At 66.2% G+C, this 24,931-nt stretch carries 24 protein-coding genes and 1 tRNA gene; 8 read left to right on the forward strand and 17 right to left on the reverse strand.

Features of this window, described 5'->3' with window-relative positions; genetic code table 11:
- Positions 1-13: 13 nt before the first annotated feature.
- Together SM191_RS01505 and SM191_RS01510 are read right to left on the reverse strand one after the other, a co-directional pair.
- A complete protein-coding gene (locus SM191_RS01505; protein ID WP_341504661.1) occupies positions 14-706 on the reverse strand; it encodes a response regulator transcription factor in 693 nt (230 codons plus the stop codon).
- 39 nt (positions 707-745) lie between these two features.
- Entirely contained in the window at positions 746-1,063 is a 318-nt protein-coding gene (locus SM191_RS01510) for a hypothetical protein (protein ID WP_267433747.1), read from the reverse strand.
- 113 nt (positions 1,064-1,176) lie between these two features.
- On the opposite strand from SM191_RS01510, the gene SM191_RS01515 reads away from it, so the two are divergent.
- Positions 1,177-2,961 (forward strand): ABC-F family ATP-binding cassette domain-containing protein, encoded by a 1,785-nt coding sequence (locus SM191_RS01515; RefSeq protein WP_341504663.1) that lies wholly within the window; start codon positions 1,177-1,179, stop codon positions 2,959-2,961.
- A gap of 13 nt (positions 2,962-2,974) precedes the next feature.
- Here SM191_RS01515 and SM191_RS01520 read toward each other — a convergent pair whose 3' ends face one another.
- The 4 genes from SM191_RS01520 to SM191_RS01535 form a co-directional block, all read right to left on the reverse strand.
- A complete protein-coding gene (locus SM191_RS01520) occupies positions 2,975-4,294 on the reverse strand; it encodes a TadE/TadG family type IV pilus assembly protein (protein WP_341504664.1) in 1,320 nt (439 codons plus the stop codon).
- Positions 4,291-4,785 carry a TadE/TadG family type IV pilus assembly protein gene (locus SM191_RS01525; protein ID WP_341504665.1) on the reverse strand — a complete coding sequence of 165 codons (495 nt, stop codon included), beginning with the start codon at positions 4,783-4,785 and terminating at the stop codon, positions 4,291-4,293. The genes SM191_RS01520 and SM191_RS01525 overlap by 4 nt, the downstream gene beginning before the upstream one ends.
- Before the next feature lie 53 nt (positions 4,786-4,838).
- Positions 4,839-5,420: a TadE/TadG family type IV pilus assembly protein gene (locus SM191_RS01530; protein ID WP_341504666.1), complete on the reverse strand. Its 582-nt coding sequence runs from the start codon at positions 5,418-5,420 to the stop codon at positions 4,839-4,841.
- A 108-nt stretch (positions 5,421-5,528) separates the two neighbouring features.
- Positions 5,529-6,272 (reverse strand): dienelactone hydrolase family protein, encoded by a 744-nt coding sequence (locus SM191_RS01535; protein ID WP_341504668.1) that lies wholly within the window; start codon positions 6,270-6,272, stop codon positions 5,529-5,531.
- On the opposite strand from SM191_RS01535, the gene SM191_RS01540 reads away from it, so the two are divergent.
- The 3 genes from SM191_RS01540 to SM191_RS01550 all read left to right on the forward strand — a co-directional run bounded on the left by SM191_RS01540 (position 6,271) and on the right by SM191_RS01550 (position 9,327).
- Positions 6,271-6,984 (forward strand): DUF2238 domain-containing protein, encoded by a 714-nt coding sequence (locus SM191_RS01540; protein ID WP_341504669.1) that lies wholly within the window; start codon positions 6,271-6,273, stop codon positions 6,982-6,984. The genes SM191_RS01535 and SM191_RS01540 overlap by 2 nt on opposite strands.
- A 299-nt stretch (positions 6,985-7,283) precedes the next feature.
- Entirely contained in the window at positions 7,284-8,063 is a 780-nt protein-coding gene (locus SM191_RS01545; RefSeq protein ID WP_341504670.1) for an SDR family oxidoreductase, read from the forward strand.
- A 40-nt stretch (positions 8,064-8,103) separates the two neighbouring features.
- Positions 8,104-9,327 (forward strand): threonine synthase, encoded by a 1,224-nt coding sequence (locus SM191_RS01550; RefSeq protein WP_341504671.1) that lies wholly within the window; start codon positions 8,104-8,106, stop codon positions 9,325-9,327.
- 96 nt (positions 9,328-9,423) lie between these two features.
- Here SM191_RS01550 and SM191_RS01555 read toward each other — a convergent pair whose 3' ends face one another.
- Together SM191_RS01555 and SM191_RS01560 are read right to left on the reverse strand one after the other, a co-directional pair.
- On the reverse strand, positions 9,424-10,674 hold the full coding sequence (locus SM191_RS01555; RefSeq protein ID WP_341504790.1) for an arsenic transporter: 1,251 nt from the start codon (positions 10,672-10,674) through the stop codon (positions 9,424-9,426).
- Positions 10,675-10,865: 191 nt separating this feature from the next.
- Positions 10,866-13,001, reverse strand: a complete 2,136-nt coding sequence (locus tag SM191_RS01560) for a TonB-dependent receptor (RefSeq protein ID WP_341504672.1) — start codon at positions 12,999-13,001, stop codon at positions 10,866-10,868.
- A gap of 170 nt (positions 13,002-13,171) precedes the next feature.
- Between SM191_RS01560 and SM191_RS01565 the strand changes: the two genes are divergently transcribed.
- Positions 13,172-13,351, forward strand: a complete 180-nt coding sequence (locus SM191_RS01565; RefSeq protein ID WP_267433756.1) for a hypothetical protein — start codon at positions 13,172-13,174, stop codon at positions 13,349-13,351.
- Between the two features lie 54 nt (positions 13,352-13,405).
- Here SM191_RS01565 and SM191_RS01570 read toward each other — a convergent pair whose 3' ends face one another.
- From SM191_RS01570 to pncB, 3 genes are all read right to left on the reverse strand, one after another.
- Positions 13,406-13,756 (reverse strand): VOC family protein, encoded by a 351-nt coding sequence (locus tag SM191_RS01570; RefSeq protein ID WP_341504673.1) that lies wholly within the window; start codon positions 13,754-13,756, stop codon positions 13,406-13,408.
- 29 nt (positions 13,757-13,785) lie between these two features.
- Positions 13,786-14,877, reverse strand: a complete 1,092-nt coding sequence (locus tag SM191_RS01575; RefSeq protein WP_341504674.1) for a Gfo/Idh/MocA family protein — start codon at positions 14,875-14,877, stop codon at positions 13,786-13,788.
- A gap of 238 nt (positions 14,878-15,115) precedes the next feature.
- On the reverse strand, positions 15,116-16,420 hold the full coding sequence (pncB, locus tag SM191_RS01580; RefSeq protein ID WP_341504675.1) for a nicotinate phosphoribosyltransferase: 1,305 nt from the start codon (positions 16,418-16,420) through the stop codon (positions 15,116-15,118).
- 144 nt (positions 16,421-16,564) lie between these two features.
- On the opposite strand from pncB, the gene SM191_RS01585 reads away from it, so the two are divergent.
- Entirely contained in the window at positions 16,565-18,604 is a 2,040-nt protein-coding gene (locus SM191_RS01585; RefSeq protein ID WP_341504676.1) for a DUF3857 domain-containing transglutaminase family protein, read from the forward strand.
- A 92-nt stretch (positions 18,605-18,696) separates the two neighbouring features.
- Here SM191_RS01585 and SM191_RS01590 read toward each other — a convergent pair.
- Positions 18,697-18,786 (reverse strand) — tRNA-Ser (locus tag SM191_RS01590).
- A 164-nt stretch (positions 18,787-18,950) separates the two neighbouring features.
- On the opposite strand from SM191_RS01590, the gene SM191_RS01595 reads away from it, so the two are divergent.
- A complete protein-coding gene (locus SM191_RS01595) occupies positions 18,951-19,706 on the forward strand; it encodes an EipA family protein (protein ID WP_306997995.1) in 756 nt (251 codons plus the stop codon).
- Between the two features lie 126 nt (positions 19,707-19,832).
- On the opposite strand, the gene SM191_RS01600 is transcribed toward SM191_RS01595, so the two are convergent.
- On the reverse strand, positions 19,833-20,234 hold the full coding sequence (locus SM191_RS01600; RefSeq protein WP_341504677.1) for a hypothetical protein: 402 nt from the start codon (positions 20,232-20,234) through the stop codon (positions 19,833-19,835).
- Positions 20,231-21,550 carry a dihydroorotase gene (locus tag SM191_RS01605; RefSeq protein WP_341504678.1) on the reverse strand — a complete coding sequence of 440 codons (1,320 nt, stop codon included), beginning with the start codon at positions 21,548-21,550 and terminating at the stop codon, positions 20,231-20,233. Before SM191_RS01605 ends, SM191_RS01600 begins: the two co-directional genes overlap by 4 nt.
- Before the next feature lie 47 nt (positions 21,551-21,597).
- Here SM191_RS01605 and ygfZ point away from each other — a divergent pair, with 47 nt between their 5' ends.
- The gene (gene ygfZ, locus SM191_RS01610; RefSeq protein ID WP_341504791.1) at positions 21,598-22,362 is read left to right on the forward strand and encodes a CAF17-like 4Fe-4S cluster assembly/insertion protein YgfZ; all 765 of its coding nucleotides are present in this window, start codon (positions 21,598-21,600) and stop codon (positions 22,360-22,362) included.
- 9 nt (positions 22,363-22,371) lie between these two features.
- On the opposite strand, the gene SM191_RS01615 is transcribed toward ygfZ, so the two are convergent.
- From SM191_RS01615 to SM191_RS01625, 3 genes are all read right to left on the reverse strand, one after another.
- Complete coding sequence (locus SM191_RS01615) at positions 22,372-22,911, reverse strand: PilZ domain-containing protein (RefSeq protein WP_341504679.1); 540 nt, start codon at positions 22,909-22,911, stop codon at positions 22,372-22,374.
- Positions 22,912-23,227: 316 nt separating this feature from the next.
- Complete coding sequence (locus SM191_RS01620) at positions 23,228-24,310, reverse strand: OmpA family protein (protein WP_341504680.1); 1,083 nt, start codon at positions 24,308-24,310, stop codon at positions 23,228-23,230.
- Between the two features lie 116 nt (positions 24,311-24,426).
- Positions 24,427-24,930 carry a DUF2793 domain-containing protein gene (locus SM191_RS01625; RefSeq protein ID WP_306997984.1) on the reverse strand — a complete coding sequence of 168 codons (504 nt, stop codon included), beginning with the start codon at positions 24,928-24,930 and terminating at the stop codon, positions 24,427-24,429.
- Between the last annotated feature and the right edge of the window lies 1 nt (position 24,931).

Genomic DNA, 24,931 nt, shown 5'->3' on the forward strand with positions numbered 1-24,931 from the left:
GACGTTATCCGGATCAGGCCGCCGATCCCGCCGCCGCGCCGCCCGCCGCCGGATCGTCGAGGCTATAGCCCAGGCCCCGGATGGTGGTGATCACATCCTGGCCCAGCTTCTTGCGGATGCGCGTCACGAACACCTCGATCGTGTTCGAATCGCGGTCGAAATCCTGATCGTAGATATGCTCGATCAACTCGGTGCGGCTGACCACCTTCCCCTTGTGATGGAGCAGGTAGCTGAGCAGCTTATATTCCTGTGCGGTCAGCTTCACCGGCTCCCCGGCGCGCGTGACCTTGCCCGAACGGGTGTCGAGCCGCACGTCACCGGCGGTCAGTTCGGACGAGGCGTTGCCGCTGGCGCGCCGGATCAGCGCGCGCAGGCGGGCGATCAGTTCCTCGGTCTGGAACGGCTTGGCGACATAGTCGTCCGCGCCCGCATCGAGCCCCGCCACCTTGTCCGACCAGCTGTCGCGCGCGGTCAGGACCAGGACGGGCGTGGTCTTGCCCTCCTTGCGCCAGCGGTCGAGCACGGTCAGACCGTCGATCTCGGGCAGGCCGAGGTCGAGGACGATCGCGTCATAGCTTTCGGTCGAGCCCAGGAAATGCCCCTCCTCGCCATCGGTGGCCAGGTCGATGGCATAGCCCGCACCCTCCAGCGTGGCCTTCAACTGCTGGCCGAGATTGGGCTCGTCCTCGACGATCAGAACGCGCATCGCAAAACTCCTATTCCCCTTCGACGAAAGCGGCGGCGTTCAGCCATCGGTCCGCCCGATGATCTTGCCGGTGCGGCCATCCACTTCCACCCAGATGACCGTCCCATTGCGCAGGAACTTCAGCGTGTAAATCTGTGCCCCCGCATCATAGTCGAAACCGATATATTGCGAATCGCGCATGGTCGGCACGACGCGCTGTTCGATTTCCCGCAGCGACAGATTGCCTTCCTTGCGCGCCTGGAACGCACGCATCTGGTCGCCGCGGCGCTGATCGGGGGCCATTCCCATCGGGGGCTCGATCATCGGCGGCGAACCCATCGGTGCGGCAAGCAGAGCCAGAAGGACGGTCATCGACATGAAATTGGCATAGCGGTCAACCGTTGAACAGCCTCTGAATGGATCATGCAGGCCCCGGACAGCGCATGGACCGCTTGCCGGGTTCCCCATCCGCCCCTAACTGCCATATCATCATGGCAGCACCCGTTCTTTCCTATGAAGACCTGGGCCTCGTACAAGGCTCGGGCTGGCTCTTCCGGCATCTCGACATCCATATCGGTCCGCGCGACCGGCTGGCGCTGATCGGGCGCAACGGGGCGGGCAAGTCGACCCTGCTCAAGCTGATCGCCGGGATCATCGATTCCGACGAGGGGCGACGGATGATCGTGCCGGGCACGCATGTCGTCTATCTGGAGCAGGACCCCGACCTGACCGGCTGTGCCACCCTGATGGACTATGTCCTGTCGGGCGAGGGCGCGCCGGAAAGTTACGAGGCCGAAGCCATCGCCGGACAGTTGGGCATCGACCTGACCCGCGACGCCTCGACCGCCAGCGGCGGCGAGAAAAGGCGCGCCGCGATCGTCCGCGCCCTCGCCATGAACCCCGACGTGCTGCTGCTCGACGAGCCGACCAACCATCTCGACCTCGCCGCCATCGAGTGGCTGGAGGACTGGTTGAAGCGCTTCACCGGCGCGTTCGTCGTCATCAGCCATGACCGGACCTTCCTGACGCGGCTGACCAAATCGACCTTGTGGCTGGACCGCGGACAGATGCGGCGCAACGAGGTCGGGTTCGGCGGCTTCGACGCCTGGACCGAGCAGGTCTATGCCGAGGAACAGCGCGCCGCCGAAAAGCTCGACGCGAAGCTCAAGATCGAGGAGCATTGGCTCCACCGGGGCGTCACCGCGCGGCGCAAGCGCAACCAGGGTCGCCTGGAAAAGCTGCACCAGATGCGCGCCAGCCGCGCCGCGATGATCGGTCCGCAGGGGGCCGCCAAACTCGGCATCGCCTCGGACGATGTGAAGACCAAGGAGGTCATCAAGGCCGAGCATGTCACCAAGCGTTACGGCGACCGGACGATCATCAAGGACCTGAGCCTGAAGGTCACGCGCGGCGACCGGATCGGACTGGTCGGTGCGAACGGGGCGGGCAAGACGACGTTGCTCAAGCTGCTGACCGGCGAGATCCAGCCCGACGAGGGCAGCGTCTTCCTCGCCAAGACGCTGGACGGCGTCATCATCGACCAGCAGCGCAAATTGATGGCCCCCGAAAAGCGGGTGCGCGAGGTGCTGGCGGATGGCGGCGACTGGATCGACGTGCGGGGCACGCGCAAGCATATCCATGGCTATCTCAAGGAGTTCCTGTTCGACCCCTCGCTGGCCGAGGCGAAGATCGGGACATTGTCGGGCGGCGAGCGCTCTCGCCTGCTGCTCGCCCGCGAGTTTGCGCGCGAATCCAACCTGCTGGTCCTCGACGAGCCGACCAACGACCTCGACCTTGAGACGCTGGACCTGTTGCAGGAGGTGATCGGCGATTATGACGGCACCGTGCTGATCGTCAGCCACGACCGCGACTTCCTCGACCGCACGGTAACGGTGACTTTGGGGCTCGACGGGTCGGGCACGGTGGATGTGGTGGCGGGTGGCTATGCCGACTGGGTCGCCAAGCGCAAACAGCCGGTCGAGGCGAAGAAGGCCCCGGCCAGGACCGCCCCGACGCCCCCCGCCCCCGCACAGGCCAGGACCAAGCTCAGCTACAAGGATCAGCGCGACTACGACCTGCTGCCCCAACGGATCGAGGAACTGGAGGCTGCGATCACCCGCGACGAGGCCAAGCTGGCCGATCCCGATCTCTATGCCAAGGACCCGGCGGGCTTCGACCGGCTGATGAAGGCGATCGAAAAGGCGCGGGAAGAAAAGGACGCGGCCGAGATGCGCTGGCTGGAACTGGCCGAACAGGTGGAGGCGCTGGCGGGCTGATCCCCCGCGCGCCTCACTTGGTGATGCGCGCGGTCGCCACGGCGTTCTGGAACAGCGCATCGAGCGCGCCGTAAATATCCTGGTCGGTCGTGACCTTGGTGTAGAGGCCCGACGAGGCGCAAGCCTTGAGGGCGGGTTCGACCTTGTACAAGCGCGGCTTCACATTGTCCTGCGACCACCTGTCCCCGTCCATGGAGTCCGGCAGATATTCGGTATAGAGGATTGCGATCCGTACATTGCGATTCTTGATCATGTCGCATTTGGCGGTATCGAAAGCGACCTCGGGAGCGCCCCCGGGTCGCTGTTCGTCCCGCATTCCATCGGTGATGATGAACAGCACGGCCTGAGGCGCGTCCTTTCCGATGCCGTTGCCCGGATCATCGATGGTCGCATTCATCCGATCCATCGCATCGCTGCTGCCCGTATCCTGGTCGTTGAAACCGACTTCGGTCGATTGGCAGGCCTGTGTCGGACAAAGGTTGCTGTAGAAAAGCGATGGCATGAGATTGGCCGTCTTGGTCGCGGCCAGTTTCATATTCCCGGTCTTGGGCTGTAGGATCGAATATCCGCCGCGCCCCCGGAAGGATGCGATCGTGATGCGATAGTTGGCGCCGTTCTTGCTGGACGTGTTGGTCGCATTCGTCGTCAGCTTGGAAACAGCCGTTCCTTCGTCGTCGATGCGCAGCGACAATCCATAGGATTTGGCGACGCCATACAGGTCGGTCATCTTCCCATTGGCATCGATGCCGGTCAGGTCATTGGTCGAATGGCAGGCGAACTTGCAGCCCCTGCCGTTGCTTGCCGCGACCTTCGCCAGACCGGCGCTCGTCGTCGGCAGCGCCATCGAGCCCGACACGTCGAGCAGCATGTAGAAATCGATATCGGGCGCAACGGCGTTGGTCGTCGCCGACTTGCCCGTAAGGGTCAGGCCGTCGATACCCAATATGCGGGCGAAGACGTTGTTCGACACCCCGCTATAGCTGACCGTCGCGGTACGGCGTCCATTGGCGTCGGTCGGGGCCTGGATCGTCACATTGGACAGGGTGATGCCGCTCGACTTTATCAGGTCAGCGGCTTGCAGGTTGAAGAAATTGCGGGCGATATTGGCGGCATAGCTGTCATCCGCCCGCATCGCACTGTTGCTGACGGCCAGAAGCGCAGCGGCGTCGGCGATGGCGTTGAGCTTGGTCTGCGCCTTCATCGCACGGGCATAATCGACGCCCATGCCGATCGAGCATGTCAGGATCGGCAAGGCCAGCGCGAACATCATCATGACGTTGCCACCCCGATGGCGCAGCAGCGCCCGGCGCGAGCGGAGATGGGTGAGCGTCACTGACAATCCGTGCAGTCGATCTGGTCGGTGTTGCGCGGGATCATGTAGAGCGAATCCTTCAGTGTCAGCGGCCCGATCGCCCCGAAGGAACTGGGCGGGGTGTAGGCATAGGTGACTTCGGCGAAGAGCAGATAGGATGAGGAATAAGCGAGCATTTCGTTCGGCACGGTGATCCGGCTGCCGGGATTGTAGCGGGTGGTGTTGAGCCCCCTGCTCCATTTCACCGTCGCCTGGCCGTTGGCGATGGCGATCTCCGTCACGCGGATCGTCGCCGCGCTGGCGGCATAGGGCAGCAGCACCTGGGTCGCCAGTTGCAGATCGTCGTCCACTTCGCTCGCCGAGATCGTGCCGGTGGTGTTCTGCGAGATCAGGTCGCCCGCCGCACGGGTGGCGATCGTCACCTTGCGGTTGCAGGCGATGCCGTCCTGAAGCTGAACCCCGCCGAGATAGAGGATCAGCATCACCGGCAGGGTCAGCGCGAATTCGATCATCGCGACCCCCTGCCGGTCACCCAGCGCGGCAACGCATCGCACCCCCCGGCGGATCACGTATAGGCCTCCGACTTGGAGACCGATGTCGCCATCAGCACCGTCTGGCCGGTTCCGCGCGCCTTCAGGTCGGCGGTCGGGGCAATCTGCATCGGCCAGAGATAGATGAAGCGGATCATCACCAGCGACCCTTGCGCGCCCAAATCATAGGAAAAGCTGTTGATCGGCTTTCCCTTGGCATCGAAGGTCAGGGTCATGGCATTGCTACCCAGCCCGGCGCCGGTCGTTGCGCTCTTCACATCGACGTACAGCCGCGAGCACGACATGAACGAAGGCAGCGCGGCGCATCCGTTCTTGCGGAAACGCTCGGCAAGCTGCGCCTTGGTCATGCCCGTGCCGCTGCCCTGGATATCGCTGGCCTGGGTCTGGCCGGTGACGACACCGCGCGCCGCCACCTCGACCGCGCTTTCCAGCGTTTCCTGCGCCAGATAGGCCAGGCTGGTCTGGAGGATCGCCAGCAACAGCGCGATGAACGGGGTCGCGACCAGCGCGAATTCGACGACAGCCGCCCCCCGTCGATCGGTCAGGATCGGCGGCCGGCGGCCCGAATGGCGGCGCGGTAAGGGCGGAACAGGCATGGCCGGGCGGGTCTCTTTCCTGCCCAATATGACCAGGATTCGTTAAACTTCGGCAAACACCTTAGCCTGCGTCAAGAATGCGGCGGGCCGCCGAGCAATGGCCCAACCCTATCGCAGCGCGCGGGCGTACAAGGCCAATGTCCAGTTCATCGCCTGAAGGAACAGCGCGGGATCGTATCGTGGTCCCTCGTCGCGCAGGAATGCGTGCTGGCCCGCCACTTCATGCCATTCATAGGAGGCGCCGACCTCTTCCAGCCGCACGCGAATCGTCTCGCGTCCGGCATAGGGGACATGCGGATCCTGCCGTCCCCAGACGAACATTGTCTCCGCCTTCAACTCGTCCATCCGGGCCAGGCTGTCGTCGTGACGTCCCTCGCCCAGCGTGCCCGAATGGATGTCGGTGGCGTAGAAGCACGCCGCCGCCGATACTCGCGGGTCGAGCGCGGCGCGATAGGCGAGATGCCCGCCCAGGCACACGCCGAACGTCCCCAACCGCCCGTTGCACGCCGGATGCGCCGCCAGCGCGCCCAGCCCCGCCGCCGCATCCGCGTCATAGGCCGCCACCGGCTTGGTGAATTTCAGGTCGTTGCCCCGGTCCGTCCCCGGCTTGTCATAGGCGAGCACCGTTCCCGCCGGTTCATATTCATGATAGACCTCGGGCACCGCGACGACATAACCCTGCCCCGCCAACATCGCCGCCAGCCGCCGGATCGGGGCCGTCACCTGATAGATTTCGGAAAACAGCATGATGCCCGGAAAGCGGCCCTCGATCGCGGGGCGGAACAGGTGCATGCGCATCGTGCCCGATCCGGGCACTTCGACATCCTGACACTCGTCGCTGCGTATGATCATGGCGGGCCTTCCTCTGCTGCGCGCCGTCCTTCGCATTCCGGCGCGGCGGCGGCAATCGGCTTGCGAGGGGGCGGGCCGTCGTTATCCTGGCGGCATGGAGCGGGGGACGAGACGACTGGCGCTGTTGAGCGCGATCTGGATGGCCGGACTGGTCGTATCGGGCCTGCGCCCCTTCGACCGGGCGACCTGGTGGATTGAGGTCGCGCCGGTGCTGATCCTGCTGCCGTTGCTATGGGCAGCGCGGCGGCGCTTTCCGCTGACCGGACTGGCGCTGTCGCTGATCGGGGCGCACGGGCTGATCCTGATGCTGGGCGGAGCATATAGCTATGCGCGCGTGCCCGCCGGATATTGGGTGCAGGACTGGCTGCATCTGGCGCGCAACCCCTACGACCGGCTGGGCCATTTCGCGCAAGGCTTCGTACCCGCCATCGTGTTTCGCGAAGCGCTGGTCCGGCGCGGAGGACTGGTCCGGGGCGGCTTGCTGACCGCCCTGGTCGTCGCCTGCTGCCTGGCGGTCAGCGCGACCTATGAACTGATCGAGTTCGGCGCGGCCATGGCGCTGGGCCAGGGCGCGGACGAGTTTCTGGGGACGCAGAGCGATCCCTGGGACACGCAATGGGACATGCTGATGTGCCTGATCGGGGCGGTGACGGCGGTGGCGACCCTGTCGCGGGTGCATGACCGGCAGATGGCGGGGATGGCGGCAAGGTAATTTCGGGCGGAGACGCGGAGACGCGGAGGTGTCTGGACGTGCCGCGCCGTCCCCCATCCTCTCGATCGGAAGACAAAGCCGATCTGTTGTGAATGGAGGCAGCCTGCGGCTGGGCAAGACACCTCCGCGTCTCCGCGCCTCCGCGCGAACAAAAGGGGTGATCGAAGGGCCGACCGATGTTAAAAGCCCCAAACCCAAAATCGGGAGTTTTCGAGATGATCCAGCGGCACCGCTAAGGCGGCACAGGTTTCAACGAGGCGGCAAGACCCGCCCCCCTGCCCTTCATTTCGAGAGAATTCATGCCACGCTTGCCAAACAAGACGTGCGTCGTCACCGGCGCCGCGCGCGGTATCGGCCACGCCATCGCCCGGCGCTTTCATCAGGAAGGCGCGACCGTCATCCTGACCGACCGCGATCGACAAGCCGGACAGGCCGCCGCCGATACGCTCGGCTGCCGCTTCGAGCCGCTCGATGTCGCGGAGGAAGCCGACTGGGCACGGCTGGCCGAGGCCGTGCCCACCGCCGATGTGGTGGTCAACAATGCCGGGATCACCGGGTTCGAGCATGGCTTCGTTCCCCACGACCCCGAACATGCCAGCCTGGCGGACTGGCGCGCGGTGCACCGGGTCAACCTCGACGGCACCTTCCTGGGCTGTCGCTATGCCATCGGCGCGATGAAGGCGGCGGGCGCGGGCTCGATCATCAACATCTCGTCGCGCGCGGGGCTGGTCGGCATTCCGGGCGCCGCGGCCTATGCCTCGTCCAAGGCGGCGATCCGCAACCACAGCAAGACGGTGGCGCTCTATTGCGCGCAACAGGGGTGGAAGATCCGTTGCAACTCGATCCACCCGGCGGCCATCCTGACCCCGATCTGGGAACCGATGCTGGGCGATGGCCCCGACCGGGCGGCGAAGATGGCGGCGCTGGTCGCCGACACACCGCTCAAGCGCTTCGGCGAACCGGACGAGGTCGCGGCCATCGCGGTCATGCTGGCCTCGGACGAGGCGACCTACATCACCGGCTCGGAGTTCACCATCGACGGCGGGCTGCTCGCCGGGTCGGCGGCGACACCGGGCTAAGCGTCTGGCGTCGGGCGGTTTCGGTCGATAGGCTGGGGTGATGAATTGCAACCTGACCGAAGACCGCCCGACCTTCGTCACCCATCTGGAATGCTCGCTGACCGGCGAACGGTACGAGGCGGACCGACTCCACGGCCTGTCCCGCGCGGGGCGGCCGCTGCTGGTCCGCTACGACCTGGAGGCGCTGGGCCAGGCGGTGTCGCGCGAGGCCATCGCCGCGCGTGAGACGGACCTGTGGCGCTGGCGCGAACTCCTGCCCGTGCGGCACACGACAAGTATCGTGTCGCTGGGCGAGATCGAGACGCCGCTGATCCCGATTCCGCGGTCCGGCGGCGGATCGGTGATGGTCAAGGACGAGGGGCGGCTGCCCACGGGCTCGTTCAAGGCGCGCGGTCTGGTCATGGCGGTGGCGATGGCGCGCGAACTGGGCGTCACCCGGATCGCGATGCCGACCAACGGCAATGCGGGCGCGGCGCTGGCCGCCTATGCCGCGCGGTGCGGAATCGAGACGGTGATCCTCTGCCCGGAAGAAACCCCGGAAGTGAATGTCCGCGAGATCGCCGCGCAGGGCGCGCGCGTCTGGCGGGTCAACGGCCAGATCGACGAATGCGGTGCCATCGTCGGGCGCGGTGCGGCCGAGGGGCGCTGGTTCGACTTCTCGACGCTGAAGGAGCCCTATCGGGTCGAGGGGAAGAAGACGATGGGCCTCGAACTGGCCGCGCAACTGGGATGGGAACTGCCCGATGCGATCTTCTACCCGACGGGCGGCGGCACCGGCCTGATCGGCATGTGGAAGGCGTTCGACGAGATGGAGCGGCTCGGCTGGATCGGTCCCAAGCGCCCGCGCATGTATGCGGTGCAGGCGAGCGGCTGCGCGCCCATCGTCCGCGCCTATGAGGCGGGCGAGGAGCATGCCGAACGCTGGGAGGATGCCGCGACCGTGGCGGCGGGGATTCGGGTGCCGAAAGCGGTCGGCGACTTCCTGATCCTGCGCGCGGTGCGGGAGTCGGGAGGCGCCGCGCTCGCGGTGGGCGACCCCGCGATCCTGAAGGCGGTGGACGATTGCGCCCAGCGCGACGGGTTGCTGCTCTGTCCCGAGGGCGGGGCGACGCTGGCGGCGTATAACCAGGCGGTGCGCGACAATCTGGTCGATGAGGATGAGCGGGTGGTGCTGTTCAACTGCGCCACCGGGCTGAAATATCCGATGCCGGAAGCGGGGCAGTGGCTGGACAAGGACGGGGCGATCGATCTGGCGGCGCTGTAATGCCCCACCGCCGTTCAACCTGAGCGAAGTCGAAGGCCAAGGGGAAAGCGTCCCGCGTGCACTTCGACGTCGCTCAGTGCGAACGGAGGTTGGGATTCACCCGATCGCCAACCGCATCCCCAGCGCCGCCAGCAACGCCAGCGGCATCGCCACCGCCCCCACCTTCAGGAAGGCGAGGAAGCTCACATCCTCCCCCTCGCGCCGGATCGCCTGGAGCCACAATATCGTCGCCAGCGACCCCGTCACCGACAGGTTGGGGCCCAGGTCCACCCCGATCAACAGCGCATCGGTGACGATCTGCGGCGGTTGGGCCTGCGCAATCGCGCTGCTGGCGATCAGCCCGGCGGGCAGGTTGTTCATCGCGTTGCTAACAAAGGCCAGCACCGTCCCCGACACCGCCGCCGCGCGCGTCGGATCGATCAGCATGTCCCGCAGCCCGCGCGCCACCCAGGCGATCACGCCGGTCCGGTCGAGCGCCTCGACCAGCACGAACAGCCCCGCGACCAGCGGCAACACCCCCCAGGACACATGCCGCGCCAGCCCCAGCGGCGACCGTCCCGCCAGCAGCGATACGATCACCGCCGTCGCGATCCCCGCCAGCGCGGTCGGCAGGCCCAGCTCGGCGTCGAGCGCCGACACGACGAGGAGCAGCAACGCGGTCAGAACGATCCCCGCGATCGCCAGCCTGCCGCCGGTGGTCAGCGTGTCGCGGACCACATCGGCGTCGCACGTCCCCGCGATCCGCTCACGCTGGGTGAAACGCAGCACCGCATAGGTCACGACGATCGACGCGATCGAGGGCAGCGCGAACGCCTTCATCCACACCCCCAATGGCGGCATATGCCCGCCGTACAGGACCAGGTTCGCCGGGTTGGAAATGGGCAGCACGAAGCTCGCCGCATTGGCGATCAGGGCACAGGCGAAGAGCAGGGGCAGCGGATCGGCCTTGGCCTTCTTCGCCGCGACGAACACGGCGGGGGTCAGCACCACGGCGGTCGCGTCGTTGGACATGAAGGCCGTGACGATCACGCCGGTCGCATAGACCAGCGCGAACAGCCGGGCCCGCGACCGCCGCGCCATGTTGACGGCAGTGGCGGCGATCCAGTCGAACGCGCCATGTTCGCGCGCCGTCTCGCTCAGCAGCATCATGCCGATCAGGAAGAGATAGACGTCGAGCCCCTTGCCGACCGCCTGCCCCGCCTCTTGCCAGGGCATCAGGCCGAGGACGATCAGCACCACCGCCCCCGCCACCGCCCAGATCCATTCGGGCCAGCGCATCGGCCGCGCGATGACGCCCGCGGTGGACAGCCCCGCAATCGCCCAGGTCGTGCCCGTTGCCAGCGTCACCATCGGCTAATCATTCCCCTGCGGGCCGCACCGGCCCCGTCGTCCGTCGCCCGATAGGCGAGAGGCGCAAGCCGTGGCAATGGCCGCTCCCATCCTGCCCCAACCGGCCCCGGCTTTCGCAGGGGTGGGGCATGAAGGGGGCGTGAAAGGCCGACTTTCGCGACGCCCCCACAGGGGAGGACTTCACCTCATCAGAACGCCTTGGACAGGCCGACGAAAAAGCCGCGACGCGGCCCGAATTGCGGCGCGCCGACGCCCACGCCGGTTCCGTCGCGGATTTCGTACTTATGGTCGAGCACGTTGATCACGTCGAAGCGGATGTCGAGATTCGGCCCCGCCAGATGCTGGCTCGCGGTCAGGTTGAATTGCGCATAGGGCGACAGCTTCGCGCCGTTCGGGATGCCGTTCACATCGTCGTCCCGCCGCAGGCCCGAGCCATAGATCATGCTGCCGCCCAGCTTGGTGCCCTGTCCAAAGGCATAGGACGCACCCGCCGATCCGGTGAATGTCTGGTCGTGATCCAAATAGATGTACCGGCCCGCGATATAGGCGAGGTCGTCGGGCGAGAAGCTGAACTGGCTGGAGACGATGTTGCGTCCCTTGGCCTTGGCCGCCGCGAAATTGGCATAGGCGAGCAGGCCGCCGCGCGCATAGCTCATATTCGCCTCGATCCCGCCGACGCGGCCCTGGCTGTAATTGAACGGGGTCAGGATGATCGGCGCACCGAACTGCCCCTCGTCGATCAGGTTCTTCGAGATGCGATAATAGGCGTCGATGCCATAGGTGAAGTAACGGCTGAGCTTCGCCTGGAACCCGGCGTCGAAATAATCCTGCCGCTCGGCGAAAGGCACGGTGTTGTCGGTGACGGCCGGATAGGCGCTGGTGCCGACGAACTTGGCGATGCTGGTGCTGCCGACCAGTTCGAAGGGCGGCGGCACGAAATAGCGCGAATAGCCCGCATGCAGCGTATAGGTATCGCCGGGCTGCCATACGAGATTGACGCGCGGCGAAACCTGCCCCTCGCGACGATAGCCGTTATACAGATCGTAGCGCGCGCCATAGTTGAGCGTCAGCCGGGGCAGCAGCTTCCATTCGTCCTGCAGATAGGCGCTGAAGCTGGTCGCGGTCTTGCCGCCATTGTCGACGATCGCGATCGGCTCGCCCGCCTGGTTGCCGTTCGCATCGACGGGCAAGACGCTGGTCGTGGTATCGCTGGTCGAACGGTCCCGCGTCACCAGCAAGCCGCCGCGCAGCGTATGGGCGGCGCCGACATGATAGACCGCATCGACCTGTCCGCCGATCGCGAAGTCCTGCTTATACGCCTGTTGCGCCTGCCCGTTATAGAGCAGTTCGCCCAGCACGTCGGGGCGGTAGCGTAGCGAGGAATAGCGCGCGAACAGCGACGCCTGCACGGTCAGCGGCTCGGCATCGTGGAGGAAGGCGAGTTGGCCGAAGCCCGTCTTCTCCAACTGCGTCTCGTTCAGCGTCTCGCTGGGAAAGGCGCTCTGCCCGCCGACGGTCCAGGTGCCGCTGGGCTGCTGGCCGACCGGGTTGGGGATCTGGAACCACTGGTTGGAATAACCGCCGACGAACGACACCCGGTTCTGATCGTCCAGGATATGGTCGATATAGGTGAAGGCCTGATACTGGTCGGTATCGTCATGCACCGGGTTGGAGCGGCCATCGACGCTCTCGATGCCCAGCCCGCTATGCCGGTAATCGCCCGACACGAAGTAATTGGTGCTGCCCGTCGAGCCGCCATAGGTCAGGCTGGGCTGGATGGTGTCGTGGCTGCCGCCATAGATGGACGCGGTGCCGCCATTGTCGAACAGCCCGCTCTTGGTGGTGATATCGATCACCCCCGCCGTGCGAAGGCCATATTGGGCGGGAAGCGCGCCGGTCAACAGGTTGACCTTGCCGACCAGACGCGGCGACAGGGTCTGCCCGAACACCGCCAGCCCTTCGGGCAGGATGGTGCCGTTGATGCGATATTGCAGGCCGTTATGGTCGTCGCGGACATGGAACTGGCCGAAGCCGTCCTGCACCACGCCGGGCGCTTGCAGCAGGATCTGGTTGAACTGCTGGTTCTCGCCGCCGGGCAGCGCCTTGATGGTGTCGCTGGTGATCTCGTAATTCGACGCGCCCAGGCTGGGCTGGATATGCGCGCGGGCGGTGTCGAGCCGCTTGGCGGTGACGACGATATCGCTGGTGTCACCGCTCGCCTGCGTCTGGTCGGTATCGGGCGTGGGGACGCCGCGCGTCTGGGCGAGCGCCGGAACGGCTATTGCGGACGAGGCGACACAGCAGAGCAGGGCATAAAGACGCATGGACATACTCGCATGATATATAGTCTCCCGGTGGCGTCCTGCTTCGCTGCACCGCGATACGAAGGCAAGCGGAGTCGCACCGCATGACGCATTTGTAAGCGAGTCATCATGCGCCGCTCAGGCCTCCATGGGTCATGGTAAGCGGGGCGGCATCGGCCTATATCAGCGACATGGCCGAACGTTTTGAAAGACACCGCCAGCCCTGGCGGACCGACGAAATTCAGAAACTCCATACACTTGCCAAGAAGGGCATGGCGCTGAAGGCGATCGCCAAGGCGCTGACCCGCAGCGAGGAGTCGGTAAAGGCGCGCGCGAAGGAAGACGGGCTGTCGATCGCCAAGCTGCACTGAAGGCCCGTTTGCGAGCGCGCTGCGGGCGCGTGTCCGAACGGCCTCCCGGCGGCGTCAGCGGATGATGCGGCCGATCCGCACCAGCACCCCGCTGGGATCGCTCACCGCGAATTCATAGGTGCCCCAGGGTTTGGCGTGCGGGGCACCCCGCTCGATGATGCGGTCGCGCACCCGGTCGGCGACCGCATCGACATCCTCGACATAGAGATAGAGGCCGAAGGGGTTGTCCTCCACCCGTGGCGGCCAGCCCGGCATGTGGTTCAGATGCAGGTGCCAGCCCTGCCCGTCCTCCAGGATGCGATAGCCGCCGAAATCGGCCGCCACCTCGAAACCCAGCAGCCGGTAAAAGGCGGTGCTGGCATCCAGATCGTCGGCGGGGACGATGGCGACGACATGGTGGTTCATCGGGGCGCTCCCTGGAGGCATGACCGGGATCAGGCGATGGCGATCCGCCGCCCCTCCCGCGCGGAGCGGTAGATCGCCTCGATCACCTTCATGTCCGCCAACCCTTCCTCGCCCGCCACCAGGGGCTTGGTGTCGTTCAGGATGCACTCGGCCAGGTGATCGAGCTGCCCGGCATGTTGCCCCTTGCCCGCCGGGACCTGTCGCTCCTCGGTACGACCGTCGCGACGAATCCACATCTTCTGCCCCTCGTAGGAGGTGGCGGGCTCCAGTTCGATCCAGCCCTCGGTCCCGGTCACGCGGTACATATTATGGTTGGAGCTGTAGCTCGACACGCAGGTCGTCTCGATCCCCGACGGGAAGCGCAGCAGGAAGCTGATCCGGTCCTCGACGGTGCGGAAGCGCGGGTCGTTGCGGTCGGTCGCCTCGATCGCGCTGACCTCGACCGGTTCCTCTCCGGTCAGATAGCGGACGGCGTTGAGGCTGTAGATGCCAATATCCATCAGCGACCCGCCACCCGACAGCGCCCGGTCGAGCCGCCACTGGTTGGGTCGCGCGTTGAAGCCATGGTCGGCGGTGATGATCCGCGTCGGCCCGACGAAACCCTTCTGCGCCAGATCGATCGCCAGGCGGTTGTGCGGCTCGAACCGCGAGCGATAGCCGATCATCAGCTTGCGCCCCGCCTTGCGGCACGCCTCGATCATCGTGCGGCACTCGGCCACCGACACCGCCATCGGCTTTTCGCACATCACATGCTTGCCCGCCCGCGCCGCACGCACCGTATATTCGGCATGCAGGGAGTTGGGCAGGATCACATAGACGACGTCGATATCCGGATTGTCGCGGATGCGGTCGAACGTCTGATAGCTGTAGCGATGGCTTTCGGGGATGCCGTATTTCTCGCCGAAGCGCTTCAGCTTCTCGGGCGTCCCGCTGACCAGCGCGACCAGCCGCGACTGATCGCATTCCGCGAATTTGGACATGATCAGTTCGGCATAGCTGCCCAGCCCGACGACCGCATAACCGATCTTGCGCCCGCGCGGCGCGGCACAGGCATTGCCCGCCGCCAAAGCGAGCCCCGCTCCCAACCCCGCGATGATGGTCCGACGATCGGCGTTGCGCATGGTCTTCTCCCTTGATCCGGCCAGGCGATGTCGTCCCGCCATTTCATGAAGTTATCATGCGCCGCCACGGGGCACCACCATCATAGACCAAAGTCGATACGATCCTCCCCAACACAGGGCAGGGGCAGGGTGTAGCCCTGCCGGAGGGGTTTCCTCATAAGATGTCCCTAGCGGCGCGCGCCCTCCCCCACCGCTTCGCGGCGGTCCCCCTCCCCGTGCCGGGGAGGATCGTATCGGCCTACACGGTGACCGCAGACGCGTGGCGCCCTTCCTGCCCGAATATCCGCAGATAGCGTTCGATCTCGTCCGGCCGGCCGGTCGCCTTGGCGGGGTTGTCGGACAGTTTGACCGCCGGTCGCCCGTCCGCGCTGATGACCTTGGCGACCAGCGAGATCGGCTCCAGCCCCGCCTCCCCCGCCGGATCGCATCCCCGGAAGTCGTTGGTCAGGTTGGTGCCCCAGCCGAAGCTCATCCGCACCCGGCCATGGAAATGGCGATAGGTCGCCTCGATGCTGTCCACATCCATGCCGTCGGAAAAGATCAGCAGCTTGGTCTTCGGGTCGCGGCCATGCTGCTTCCACCAGGCGATGATCTGCTCGCCCCCTTCGATCGGCGGCATCGAATCGGGGCGGAAGCCGGTCCAGTCCGCCAGCCAGTCGGGGGCGTTGCGCAGGAAGGCGCTGGTCCCGAACGCATCGGGCAGGGCGATGCGCAGATTGCCGTCATACAGCGCCTGCCACTCCTCCAGCACGCGGTAAGGCGCCGCCGCCACCCCGGCATCGTCGGGGGCCAGCGCGGCCATCACCATGGGCAGTTCATGCGCGTTGGTGCCGATCGCCTCCAGGTCGTTGTCCATCGCCAGCAGCACGTTGGACGAGCCGATGAAGCGATCGCCCAGCCCTTCCTTCAGTGCCTCGACGCACCAGCGCTGCCACAAGAAACCGTGCCGCCGCCGCGTCCCGAAGTCGGAGAGGACGAGGTCGGGCAATTCGCGCAACCGTTCCACCTTGTCCCACAGCTTGGCCTTGGCGCGGGCATAGAGGATGTCGAGCTCGAACCGCCCCTTGCCCTTCAGCGCGGCGCGCGAGCGGAGCTCGTTGACGATGGCGAGCGCGGGAATTTCCCACATCGTCGTCTGCGCCCATGGTCCGTCGAAATGCAGCTCGAACTGGCCGTCGACCGTGCGCAGCTCGTAATCGGGCAGTTGGAAGCGGGCCAGCCAGTCGATGAACTCGGGTTTGAACATCCGCTGCTTGCCGTAAAAGCTGTTGCCCGCCAGCCAGATCAGCTCCTTCTTGGTGAAACGCAGCGTGCGGGCGTGGTCCAGTTGCTCGCGCAATTCGCGCTCGTCGATCACCTCGGCCAGCCGGACCGAATGGCTGCGGTTGATCAGCGAGAAGGTCGCCTGCACCTCCGGATGAAGCTGCCGGATCATCTGAAGCATCAGCAGCTTGTAGAAATCGGTGTCGAGCAGGCTGCGCACGACCGGGTCCAGCCGCCAGCCGTGATTATAGACGCGGGTGGCGATATCGGTGACGGGCATCGGGACTCCTCATGGTCGGTCGCTCTGCGGCAATGCGTCCGTCGATGCACGTTCCGCCGCGACCGGGCAAGCACCGGCCCCGGCTTGAACCGGGCGAAGCTTCTGTCACTATGCCGCCCGGGGCCGATGACGGGATTGGGGGGGATGACGGTGCGGATGATGGCGATGGCGCTGGTGTCGATGCTGGCGGTCGGAACGGCGCAAGGACAGGCCGACCGGGTCCGGCGCGGGCCCCTGCCCGCCTGGGCCACCCGGTCCGAACCCCTGGCCGTCCCTGCGGATGCCGGCGGCCCGGTCTTCATCCGCCGCCAGGATGTCGAGGCGCATCTCGACGACAAGGGGCAGGCCCAATATCTGGGCTACCGCGTCAAGATCCTGCAATCCAATGCGCTTCAGATCGGCAATGTCTCGCTGGCCTGGGATCCGGCCGCCGGGCCGCCGATCGTCCATGGCATCACCGTCATCCGCGACGGCCAGACCATCGACGTGCTCAAGACCGCCGCGTTCGAAATCCTGCGCCGCGAGGACAAGCTGGAGGAAGCCAAGCTCGACGGCATGCTGACCGCCGTGCTGCGCGTCCCCGACCTGCGCGTCGGCGACGAGCTGGAGATCGAATGGACCAGCTTTTCCAAGGACCCGGTGATGGGCAACAAGGCCTCCGGGCTGCTGGCGCTGGCCGCCAGCCCGGCACCGGGCCGCTATCATGTCGGCCTGAGCTGGGACGCCGGGCACAAGCCCAACGTCAGGATGACGCCCGACCTGGCATCGGCGGCCCAATGGAGCGACACGGCCCTCGACCTCCGCTTCGACAATCCGCCCACCCTGACCCCGCCCAAGGACGCACCGCCGCGCTACCAGTGGCAACGGATCGCGGAATATAGCGACTTCGCCGACTGGGAGTCGGTCTCGCGCCATTTCGCGCCGCTCTACGTCAAGGCATCGACCTTGGCCGCCGCCTCCCCGCTCAAGGCCGAGGTCGCCCGTATCGCAGCCGCAAATCCCAAGCCGCTCGACCGGGCGGCGGCCGCGCTGAAGCTGGTCCAGCAGAATGTTCGCTACATCTATGTCGGGCTGAACGGCGGCAACCTGACCCCGGCCAGCGCCGACGAGACGTGGCAGCGCCGCTATGGCGACTGCAAGGGCAAGACGGCGCTGCTGCTCGCCCTGCTCCGCGACATGGGGATCGAGGCGGAGCCGGTGATCGTCAATTCCAGCGGCGGCGACGACGGCTTCGACCAGCATCTGCCCAATCCCGGCCTGTTCGACCATGTGCTGGTCCGTGCGCATATCGACGGCCAGAGCTATTGGCTGGACGGCACCTTGCCCGCCGTGGCGACGCCCGCCGCGCGGCCGGTCTTTCCGGTGCAATGGGTGCTGCCGCTGACGGCCACGGGCCATGGCCTGGAGAAGCTGGACCGGCATATGGCCAAGGTGCCTGACGAGATCACGCTGACCGAGATCGACGCGCGCGCCGGGTTCGACAAGCCCGCCACGCTGACCTCCACCACCATCACGCGCGGGGTGGAGGGATTGCAGCAGCAGATGCAATTCTCCGCCATCACCCCGGCGCAACTGCTCGACGCGCTGCGCCAGAACGCGGTCGGCGAATTCTGGCAGGCGATCGACAGCGTCACATGGCGCTACGACCAGAAGGCCCAGGCGAGCATCCTCACCATCAAGGGCACCGGCAACGTCGATTGGGAAAATGGCACGGACGGGACCAGATCGCTGGCACTGCCCGGCGGCGGCTTCAGCCCGCCCGACCGGCGCAGTCGGGGCGCCGATGCGCGCAAGGACGTACCCTTCTACACCAAGCCCAGCTATGACTGCTACGCCACCAGCATCCGCCTGCCCGGCGGGACGGAGGCCCGGCAATGGTCGGCGACGGCCAGCTTCGACCAGCGGCTGTTCGGCCATGATTATTACCGCGCCTGGGAGATGCGCGACGGCACGATCCGCATGATCCGCGGCTCGCGCACCGAACAAACGGAAATCGACGTCGCCACCGCCGAACGCGACAATGCCCGCATCGCCGCCTTCGACAACAGCAAGGGCTATATCACCTACACCCCGACCGGAAGAAAAGCGGACATCGGCAAGGGCGAGAAAGTTCCCACGCCCGACGAAATCGACTGGACCGCCGACAATGTGCCGTGCACGGCGCCGCGAGCCACGGGGGTGTGAAGGCCAGCGGGCGGCGCTTGCCGGGCTTTGGCGATGTCCAGGAAGGCCGCCGCGGAGGCGGGATGCCGGTGACTACTTTTGCAGCACGGCAATGGCGGAGACGGAGGGATTCGAACCCTCGGTACGGTTTCCCGTACGACGCTTTAGCAAAGCGTTGGTTTCAGCCACTCACCCACGTCTCCGGTTGCGGCGAGGTGCGGCTATAGCGGGGCCGGGGGAGGCAATCAACCGGGTCTGGAGGGGATTTTATCAGGAAAATCGACTAGAGGCCTTTCCGTCATTCATTGCACTGCAAGGCGCGGGCTGGTTAACCTGGCTCATCGGTTCGCCGGGGGAGTTTGAAGTCATGCGTTTCGTCTGTCTGGGTCTGTCGGTGCTGGGCGGCCTATCCATGGTCACCGCCGCGCCCGTCGCCGCACAGGTCCGCACCATCGACCCGAATCAGGGCATCGACAGCGACCTCGGCACCCAGCCCTCGCGCCCCGCCCCGCGCAGTACGCCCACGCAGGACGACGCGCCCGCCCCGTCCGCTCCACCGGTGCAGCAGCAGCCCCCCGTCACCGCCACGCCGCCCGCGACCACGCCGGAAACCCGCGCGACGCAGACGACCCAGGCCGCCGACACGTTCGAGCGCGACGATCTGCTCGCGGCGGGTGAAGGCGTGTTCGGCAAGGGTGCGGAAGGGCTCGCCGGGATGATCGAGCGGATCCTGCGCGAACAGGGTCGCCCCAACGCCTATATCGCCGGGCGCGAGGCGTCGGGCGCGTTCGTGGTCGGGCTGCGCTACGGCTCGGGGATCATGACCCACAAGGTCGAAGGGCAGATGCCGGTCTATTGGACCGGACCGTCCCTGGGTTTCGACATCGGCGGCGATGCGAACAAGGTGTTCGTGCTGGTCTATAATCTCTACGACACCGAGGAACTGTTCCACCGCTTTCCGGCGGCCGAGGGGCGGCTCTATTTCGTCGGCGGGTTCGCCGCGACCTATTTGCGGCGCGGCAATGTCGTACTGATCCCGGTGCGACTGGGCGTCGGCTGGCGCGCGGGGGTGAATGTGGGGTATATGAACTTCACCCATAAGGCGCGGTGGTTGCCGTTCTGATTTCGGCCTAGGGGTGAGGGTTTCCCTTGGCCTTCGACTTCGCTCAGGCTGAACGGGGGTGGGGTTGCGTCCTGGACTTTTCCCACAGCCGTTCAGGCTGAGCGAAGTCGAAGCCCACGCCCTGCCCTATCCCCGTACCAACAACCGATAAGGCTCACCCACCGCGATCACCGGCACGTCCCAGGGATGCGCCGCGAGCAGCCGGTCCGCCAAGGCATCCACATCCGCCGCCGCATCGTACATCGCGGTCAGGATCACCGTGGGCGACCAACTCGCCTCGCCCACCGCCCCAAGTGCAGGCACCGCGCCCTCGCCCGGTCGGAAGCCCTCATAGCCGAGCGCCAGTTCCACCACCTCGCGATATCGCCCGAAATCGCCGAGCGGCGGCGTGCGCAGGATCGTCAGCAGCGCGGCGGCGGTTTCGTCCCGCTCGATCGCCGCGGGATCGCCCGCCATCAGCGCGGACAGCGTGGCGGGCGCGACCGGGCAATAGATCCGGATATCCCGCACCCACCGCAGGGCCGTCATCCGAAGTCGACCGCCTCGAAGCGGATCGGCTGACCGGTCGGCGCGTCGGCCAACTGGTCTTCCCACATCGCCACCTGGCCTCGCACGATGGTGCCGATCGGCTTGCCGGTCAGTTCCATGCCGGTGAAGGGCGACCAGCCGCACTTCGACTGGAGCCACTGGTCCTCGATCGTCCAGCGCTTCTTCAGGTCGACGATGGTGAAGTCGGCGTCATAGCCCGCCGCGATCCGCCCCTTGCCGACGATACCGAAGATGCGCTGCGCCCCCGCGCTGGTCAGTTCGATCACCCGCTGGAGCGACAGGCGGCCATGGGCGGCATGGTCGAGCAGCAGCGGCAGCAGGGTCTGCACGCCCGGCATGCCGCTGGGGCTGCCCGGATAGGCCTTGGCCTTTTCCTCCAGCGTGTGCGGCGCGTGATCCGAGCCGATCACGTCGGGTACGCCCTGGTTGAGCCAATGCCACAGCCCGTCGCGATGCGCGCCCGATCGGATCGGCGGGTTCATCTGAGCCAGCGTGCCGAGACGCGGATAGGCCTCCTCGCCCGCCATGGTCAGATGCTGCGGCGTCACCTCGCAGGTCGCGATGTCCTTATGCTGCGCGATATATTCCAGTTCGGCCGGGGTGGTGACGTGCAGGATGTGGATGCGGCGCTTGGCCTCGCGCGCCAGGCGCAGGATGCGGCGGGTGGCGAGCAGCGCACTCTCATCGTCTCGCCAGACCGGGTGCGAGGAGGGATCGCCCTCCACCCGCTCGCCCGTGCGCGCGTTCATCCGGTCCTCGTCCTCGGCATGGATCGCGACACGGCGATGGCCCGAGGCGAGCACCTCGGCCAGCCGCGCATCCTCCGACACCAGGAGGTCGCCGGTCGACGCGCCCATGAAGATCTTCACCCCCGCCGTGCCGGGCATCCGCTCCAGTTCGGCCAGGTCGCGGGCATTGTGGTTGGTCGCGCCGACATAAAAGGCATGGTCGCAATACATGGTCCTGGCGCGGGTCAGCTTGTCGGTGATCGCGTCGGCCGAGTCCGTGTTCGGCTTGGTATTGGGCATTTCGAAGACGGCGGTGACGCCACCCATCACCGCCGCGCGGCTGCCGCTGGCCAGGTCTTCCTTGTGCATCAGGCCGGGTTCGCGGAAGTGAACCTGGCTGTCGATCACGCCGGGCAGGATGTCGAGCCCGGTACAGTCGATCACGCGGCCCGCATCGCCTTTCGCCCCGATCTCCACGATCCGCCCGTCCCGCACGCCGATATCGGCGCGAACCGGGCCGCCGGGGGTATGAACGGTGCCGCCGGAGAGAAGCAGGTCGAAGGTCATGACAAACGGGCCTTTCGCGAATGGTCGTGCCCTCCTACCTTGCCCGCATGAGCGATACCACCCCGACGACCGCCTCCGGAAGCACGCCCGGCACGACCCTGGCCGACCGCCGCCTGATCCGCGTAGGCGGCGAGGATGTGCGTGGATTTCTGCAAGGGCTGCTGACCCAGGATGTGCTGGGGCTGGAGCCGGATGCTCCCCGTTGGGCCGGACTGCTGACGCCGCAGGGCAAGGCGTTGTTCGACTTCTTCCTCTGGGCCGATGGCGAGGCGGTACTGATTGATGCGGAAGCGGATCAGGCCGACGCCCTCGCCCGGCGGCTGACCATCTATCGGTTGCGACGGGCGATCACCATCACGCCGGTGGACGATCTGGCGGTGCATTGGAGCCTGGATGCCCCCGACCGCCCCGACGACCCCCGGCTGGCGGCGCTGGGCAAGCGCTGGCTGGCCCCGGCGGGCGAGGCGGCGAACGGGTGGACCGCGCATCGCCTGTCGCTGGGCGTGACGGAAGGCGTGGGCGAACTGGGCTCGGGCGAGACGCTATGGCTGGAGTGCAATGCGCGCGAGCTGAACGGCGTCAGCTTCACCAAGGGCTGCTATGTCGGGCAGGAGAATACGGCGCGGATGCACCATCGGTCGAAGGTCAATCGGCGGCTGGTCGTCGCGCCACTGGGAGAAAGTGGAGACCGGACCCGCGCCACCTATCCCGCGCTGGGGTTGATGGTCGAGCATCGCCGGGTCGAGTCGCTGGGTGACGCCTTGCGCCCCGATTGGCTGGTCGCCGCGCTCGCGGAACCGGATCAGGGCTGAACCCGGGGGTCAGCGGGGAAGATTCGCTGCGTCGGCCAGCGCCTGCTGAATCCGGGCACTGGGCGCGGCGAGCATATGCCCGACCTGGACCGCAATCGTCGCGGCGGCGGCCAGACCGAACAGGCAGAGCGCGCCGAATTGCAGCGCGCTGGATATGGAGCGGCTTCGCTCCATACGGCGCGCGGCGTCGATTTCGCTGACCATGCGATGCGGTGCGTCGCGACGATCGCCGCCGGACGCGAGCGCGGCGGGCTTGCCCTCCAGACGCGGTTCGTTGACCAGCGCGTCGGCGCTGATCCTATCCTGGGTCCGGATGCCGGAGAAGCGGTCCCGCCGCCAGATGACGCGGCCGATCACGACCTGACGGCCGCGACGGATGTCGACATATTCGCCCGCCTGCAAGGGGTCGTCGCTCGCCAGCATCATGCCGCGCGACGAGACATTGTGAATGCACGCATCGCCCCAGCCCCGCACGGACTTGATGCGGCAGGGGATCAGAACCTGTCGGCGCGCCTCCCGGCTTTTATAATCCGGGCCCGCCCGCGCCATGAGATTCCTTTCACATCCAATCCCTGTCCATAGTGGACAGATACCAAGAAAGTGTGAATCCGTCGCTATTGAGCGGCTATTGGCGTCAGGGCGGCGGGGATAACGGCTCGTTGCGGCGGGCGAACGATCTTGCGGAAGGTTTGCGCAGGACCGACCTCGCCGAATTCGACATGGGTTCCTGCAACGCTATCGAAACCGATCAAGCATGCGGGCGTAGCGCCGCATGACGGGTGACCACCACATATGGCCCCAAAGAAAAAGGAGGCCGGCTTTCGCCGACCTCCCTCTTTCGTCATCAGCCTTGGCTGAGCGTGGCTTATTGGCCAGCGCCCGGACCGTAGGTGATTTCGACGCGACGGTTCTGGACCTCGCGGACGCCGTCCGCGGTCTGAACGCGCAGCTTGTCGCGCTGCTCGCCGAACGCCTCGGTCGTGATCGTGCCGTCCGGGATCGAACGCGACGTCATGTACGCCTTCACCGCGTCGGCGCGACGCTGCGACAGACCCTGGTTGTAGCGCGGCGTACCCGACGTGTCGGTGTAGCCCGCAACCATCACGCGGGCATTGCCGCAGCTCTGGTACTGGGTGATCGCGTTGTCGAGGATCGACGCTGCTTCCGGGGTGACGTCCGATTTGTCCCATTCGAAGAACACGATGAACGGACCCGGCGAGCACTGCACAGGCTCCGGAGCCGGCGGCGGGGGCGGCGGAGCTGCCGGTTCGCCGAAATTGTACGCCACGCCACCCAGGATCGAGTGCGAACGGAAACGGCCGTCGAACGTGTTGTTCGCGACGTCGACCAGCTTGACGTTCTCGGCGTTGAAGAAGCGATACTTCAGCGTCGCGTCGATGTGGTCGGTCAGCGGCGCACGGATGCCCGCCAGAGCCTGCCACGCGAACACGGTGTCCGAGTCGTTCAGGAAGTCGGCGCGGTTGTTCAGGGCGTAGTTCGCCTTGACGCGCGCGACGCCGACGCCGCCGCCGACGAAGCCCTGGATGCCGTCATCGGCACCGAAGTCCAGCAAGCCGTTCAGCATGAAGCTGAGCGCCGAGGTGGAACCACCGGCATAGTCGTAGGTAGCGCCCGGAACGGTGCCTGCACCAATACCAGTGTTGATCGCCGTGTTTGAGGTCAAGCTGTCGACGGTCGCGCGGCGATAGCCGACTTCGGTTTCCAGACGGAAACCACCGAAGTCGTAACCCATCACGGCGTCAACGTCATAACCATAGTCATGGTCGACGGTGGCCACGCCGGTGCGCGTGCCGGTGACATCATAATCGATGTCCTCGACGATCATCCCGCCGCCTTCGATGCCAACGTACCACGACTTGTCGCGGGCGAGGGCAGGCGAAGCCAGAGCGGTGGAGGCGAGTGCCAGAACAATGGCAAGCTTCCGCATCATAGTCCCCTTTCTTGGTTGTCACTACGGACAGCGCAAACCCACTATCGACGTGTTGGTTTCCACGCAAGCAAACAAAAGCCCGGCACTGTGGCATTAAAGGCACAGGAATTTCGTCAGTCCGAGGCGATCAATCCATGGCTCCGCAGCGCCGAGATGACCGCGTTCAGCGCATAACGCGCCTCTATATCAATGACTTGCCCTCCATCCGGTTGGACGATGGCGGATTGTTGCGCGCCCAAAACTTTTTTACCGTTCACGGTCAATTCGCGCGCGACGACGCGCCCCGTCCGCCATGCCGTCCCGTCCCAATCGGATCGGCATTGTTCGGCCTTGTTCCACACCGAAAGCCCCTGGCGCGGCGGGAGAAATCGCCAGCCGCCCTCGGTCCATCCGGCCAGCATCGCGGCACGGTCCTTCCACGCCGCCACCGGCTGGTCGCCGACCACCCAGGCCTGGCCCGGCACGGGCGCGTCAGGCGGGGTGTCGAGGCCCACCGCCTCGACACAGGGTTGCACCACCATGTCCAGCAGGGTCAGCGCCTCGTTATGGGTGATCTCCTTCTGCGCCTGTCCCGCGGTCAGCAGCGGCAGCGTCCAGCGCGGCGTTTCTCCCGTCATC

This window comes from Sphingomonas sp. 2378, assembly GCF_038084995.1.
In the GTDB taxonomy this organism is placed as follows: Bacteria; Pseudomonadota; Alphaproteobacteria; order Sphingomonadales; family Sphingomonadaceae; genus Sphingomonas.

Excerpts from the sequence above, each read along its gene's own strand:
- SM191_RS01575 (WP_341504674.1), bottom strand. The coding sequence starts at position 14,877 with ATGCGCAACGCCGATCGTCGGACCATCATCGCGGGGTTGGGAGCGGGG.
- SM191_RS01605 (WP_341504678.1), bottom strand. The coding sequence starts at position 21,550 with ATGACCTTCGACCTGCTTCTCTCCGGCGGCACCGTTCATACCCCCGGC.
- SM191_RS01620 (WP_341504680.1), bottom strand. The coding sequence starts at position 24,310 with ATGCGGAAGCTTGCCATTGTTCTGGCACTCGCCTCCACCGCTCTGGCT.
- SM191_RS01510 (WP_267433747.1), bottom strand. The coding sequence starts at position 1,063 with ATGTCGATGACCGTCCTTCTGGCTCTGCTTGCCGCACCGATGGGTTCG.
- SM191_RS01530 (WP_341504666.1), bottom strand. The coding sequence starts at position 5,420 with ATGCCTGTTCCGCCCTTACCGCGCCGCCATTCGGGCCGCCGGCCGCCG.
- SM191_RS01505 (WP_341504661.1), bottom strand. The coding sequence starts at position 706 with ATGCGCGTTCTGATCGTCGAGGACGAGCCCAATCTCGGCCAGCAGTTG.
- SM191_RS01525 (WP_341504665.1), bottom strand. The coding sequence starts at position 4,785 with ATGATCGAATTCGCGCTGACCCTGCCGGTGATGCTGATCCTCTATCTC.
- SM191_RS01625 (WP_306997984.1), bottom strand. The coding sequence starts at position 24,930 with ATGACGGGAGAAACGCCGCGCTGGACGCTGCCGCTGCTGACCGCGGGA.
- ygfZ (WP_341504791.1), top strand. The coding sequence starts at position 21,598 with ATGAGCGATACCACCCCGACGACCGCCTCCGGAAGCACGCCCGGCACG.
- SM191_RS01565 (WP_267433756.1), top strand. The coding sequence starts at position 13,172 with ATGGCCGAACGTTTTGAAAGACACCGCCAGCCCTGGCGGACCGACGAA.
- SM191_RS01570 (WP_341504673.1), bottom strand. The coding sequence starts at position 13,756 with ATGAACCACCATGTCGTCGCCATCGTCCCCGCCGACGATCTGGATGCC.
- SM191_RS01545 (WP_341504670.1), top strand. The coding sequence starts at position 7,284 with ATGCCACGCTTGCCAAACAAGACGTGCGTCGTCACCGGCGCCGCGCGC.
- pncB (WP_341504675.1), bottom strand. The coding sequence starts at position 16,420 with ATGCCCGTCACCGATATCGCCACCCGCGTCTATAATCACGGCTGGCGG.
- SM191_RS01535 (WP_341504668.1), bottom strand. The coding sequence starts at position 6,272 with ATGATCATACGCAGCGACGAGTGTCAGGATGTCGAAGTGCCCGGATCG.
- SM191_RS01560 (WP_341504672.1), bottom strand. The coding sequence starts at position 13,001 with ATGCGTCTTTATGCCCTGCTCTGCTGTGTCGCCTCGTCCGCAATAGCC.
- SM191_RS01585 (WP_341504676.1), top strand. The coding sequence starts at position 16,565 with ATGACGGTGCGGATGATGGCGATGGCGCTGGTGTCGATGCTGGCGGTC.
- SM191_RS01615 (WP_341504679.1), bottom strand. The coding sequence starts at position 22,911 with ATGGCGCGGGCGGGCCCGGATTATAAAAGCCGGGAGGCGCGCCGACAG.
- SM191_RS01600 (WP_341504677.1), bottom strand. The coding sequence starts at position 20,234 with ATGACGGCCCTGCGGTGGGTGCGGGATATCCGGATCTATTGCCCGGTC.
- SM191_RS01595 (WP_306997995.1), top strand. The coding sequence starts at position 18,951 with ATGCGTTTCGTCTGTCTGGGTCTGTCGGTGCTGGGCGGCCTATCCATG.
- SM191_RS01550 (WP_341504671.1), top strand. The coding sequence starts at position 8,104 with ATGAATTGCAACCTGACCGAAGACCGCCCGACCTTCGTCACCCATCTG.
- SM191_RS01540 (WP_341504669.1), top strand. The coding sequence starts at position 6,271 with ATGGCGGGCCTTCCTCTGCTGCGCGCCGTCCTTCGCATTCCGGCGCGG.
- SM191_RS01515 (WP_341504663.1), top strand. The coding sequence starts at position 1,177 with ATGGCAGCACCCGTTCTTTCCTATGAAGACCTGGGCCTCGTACAAGGC.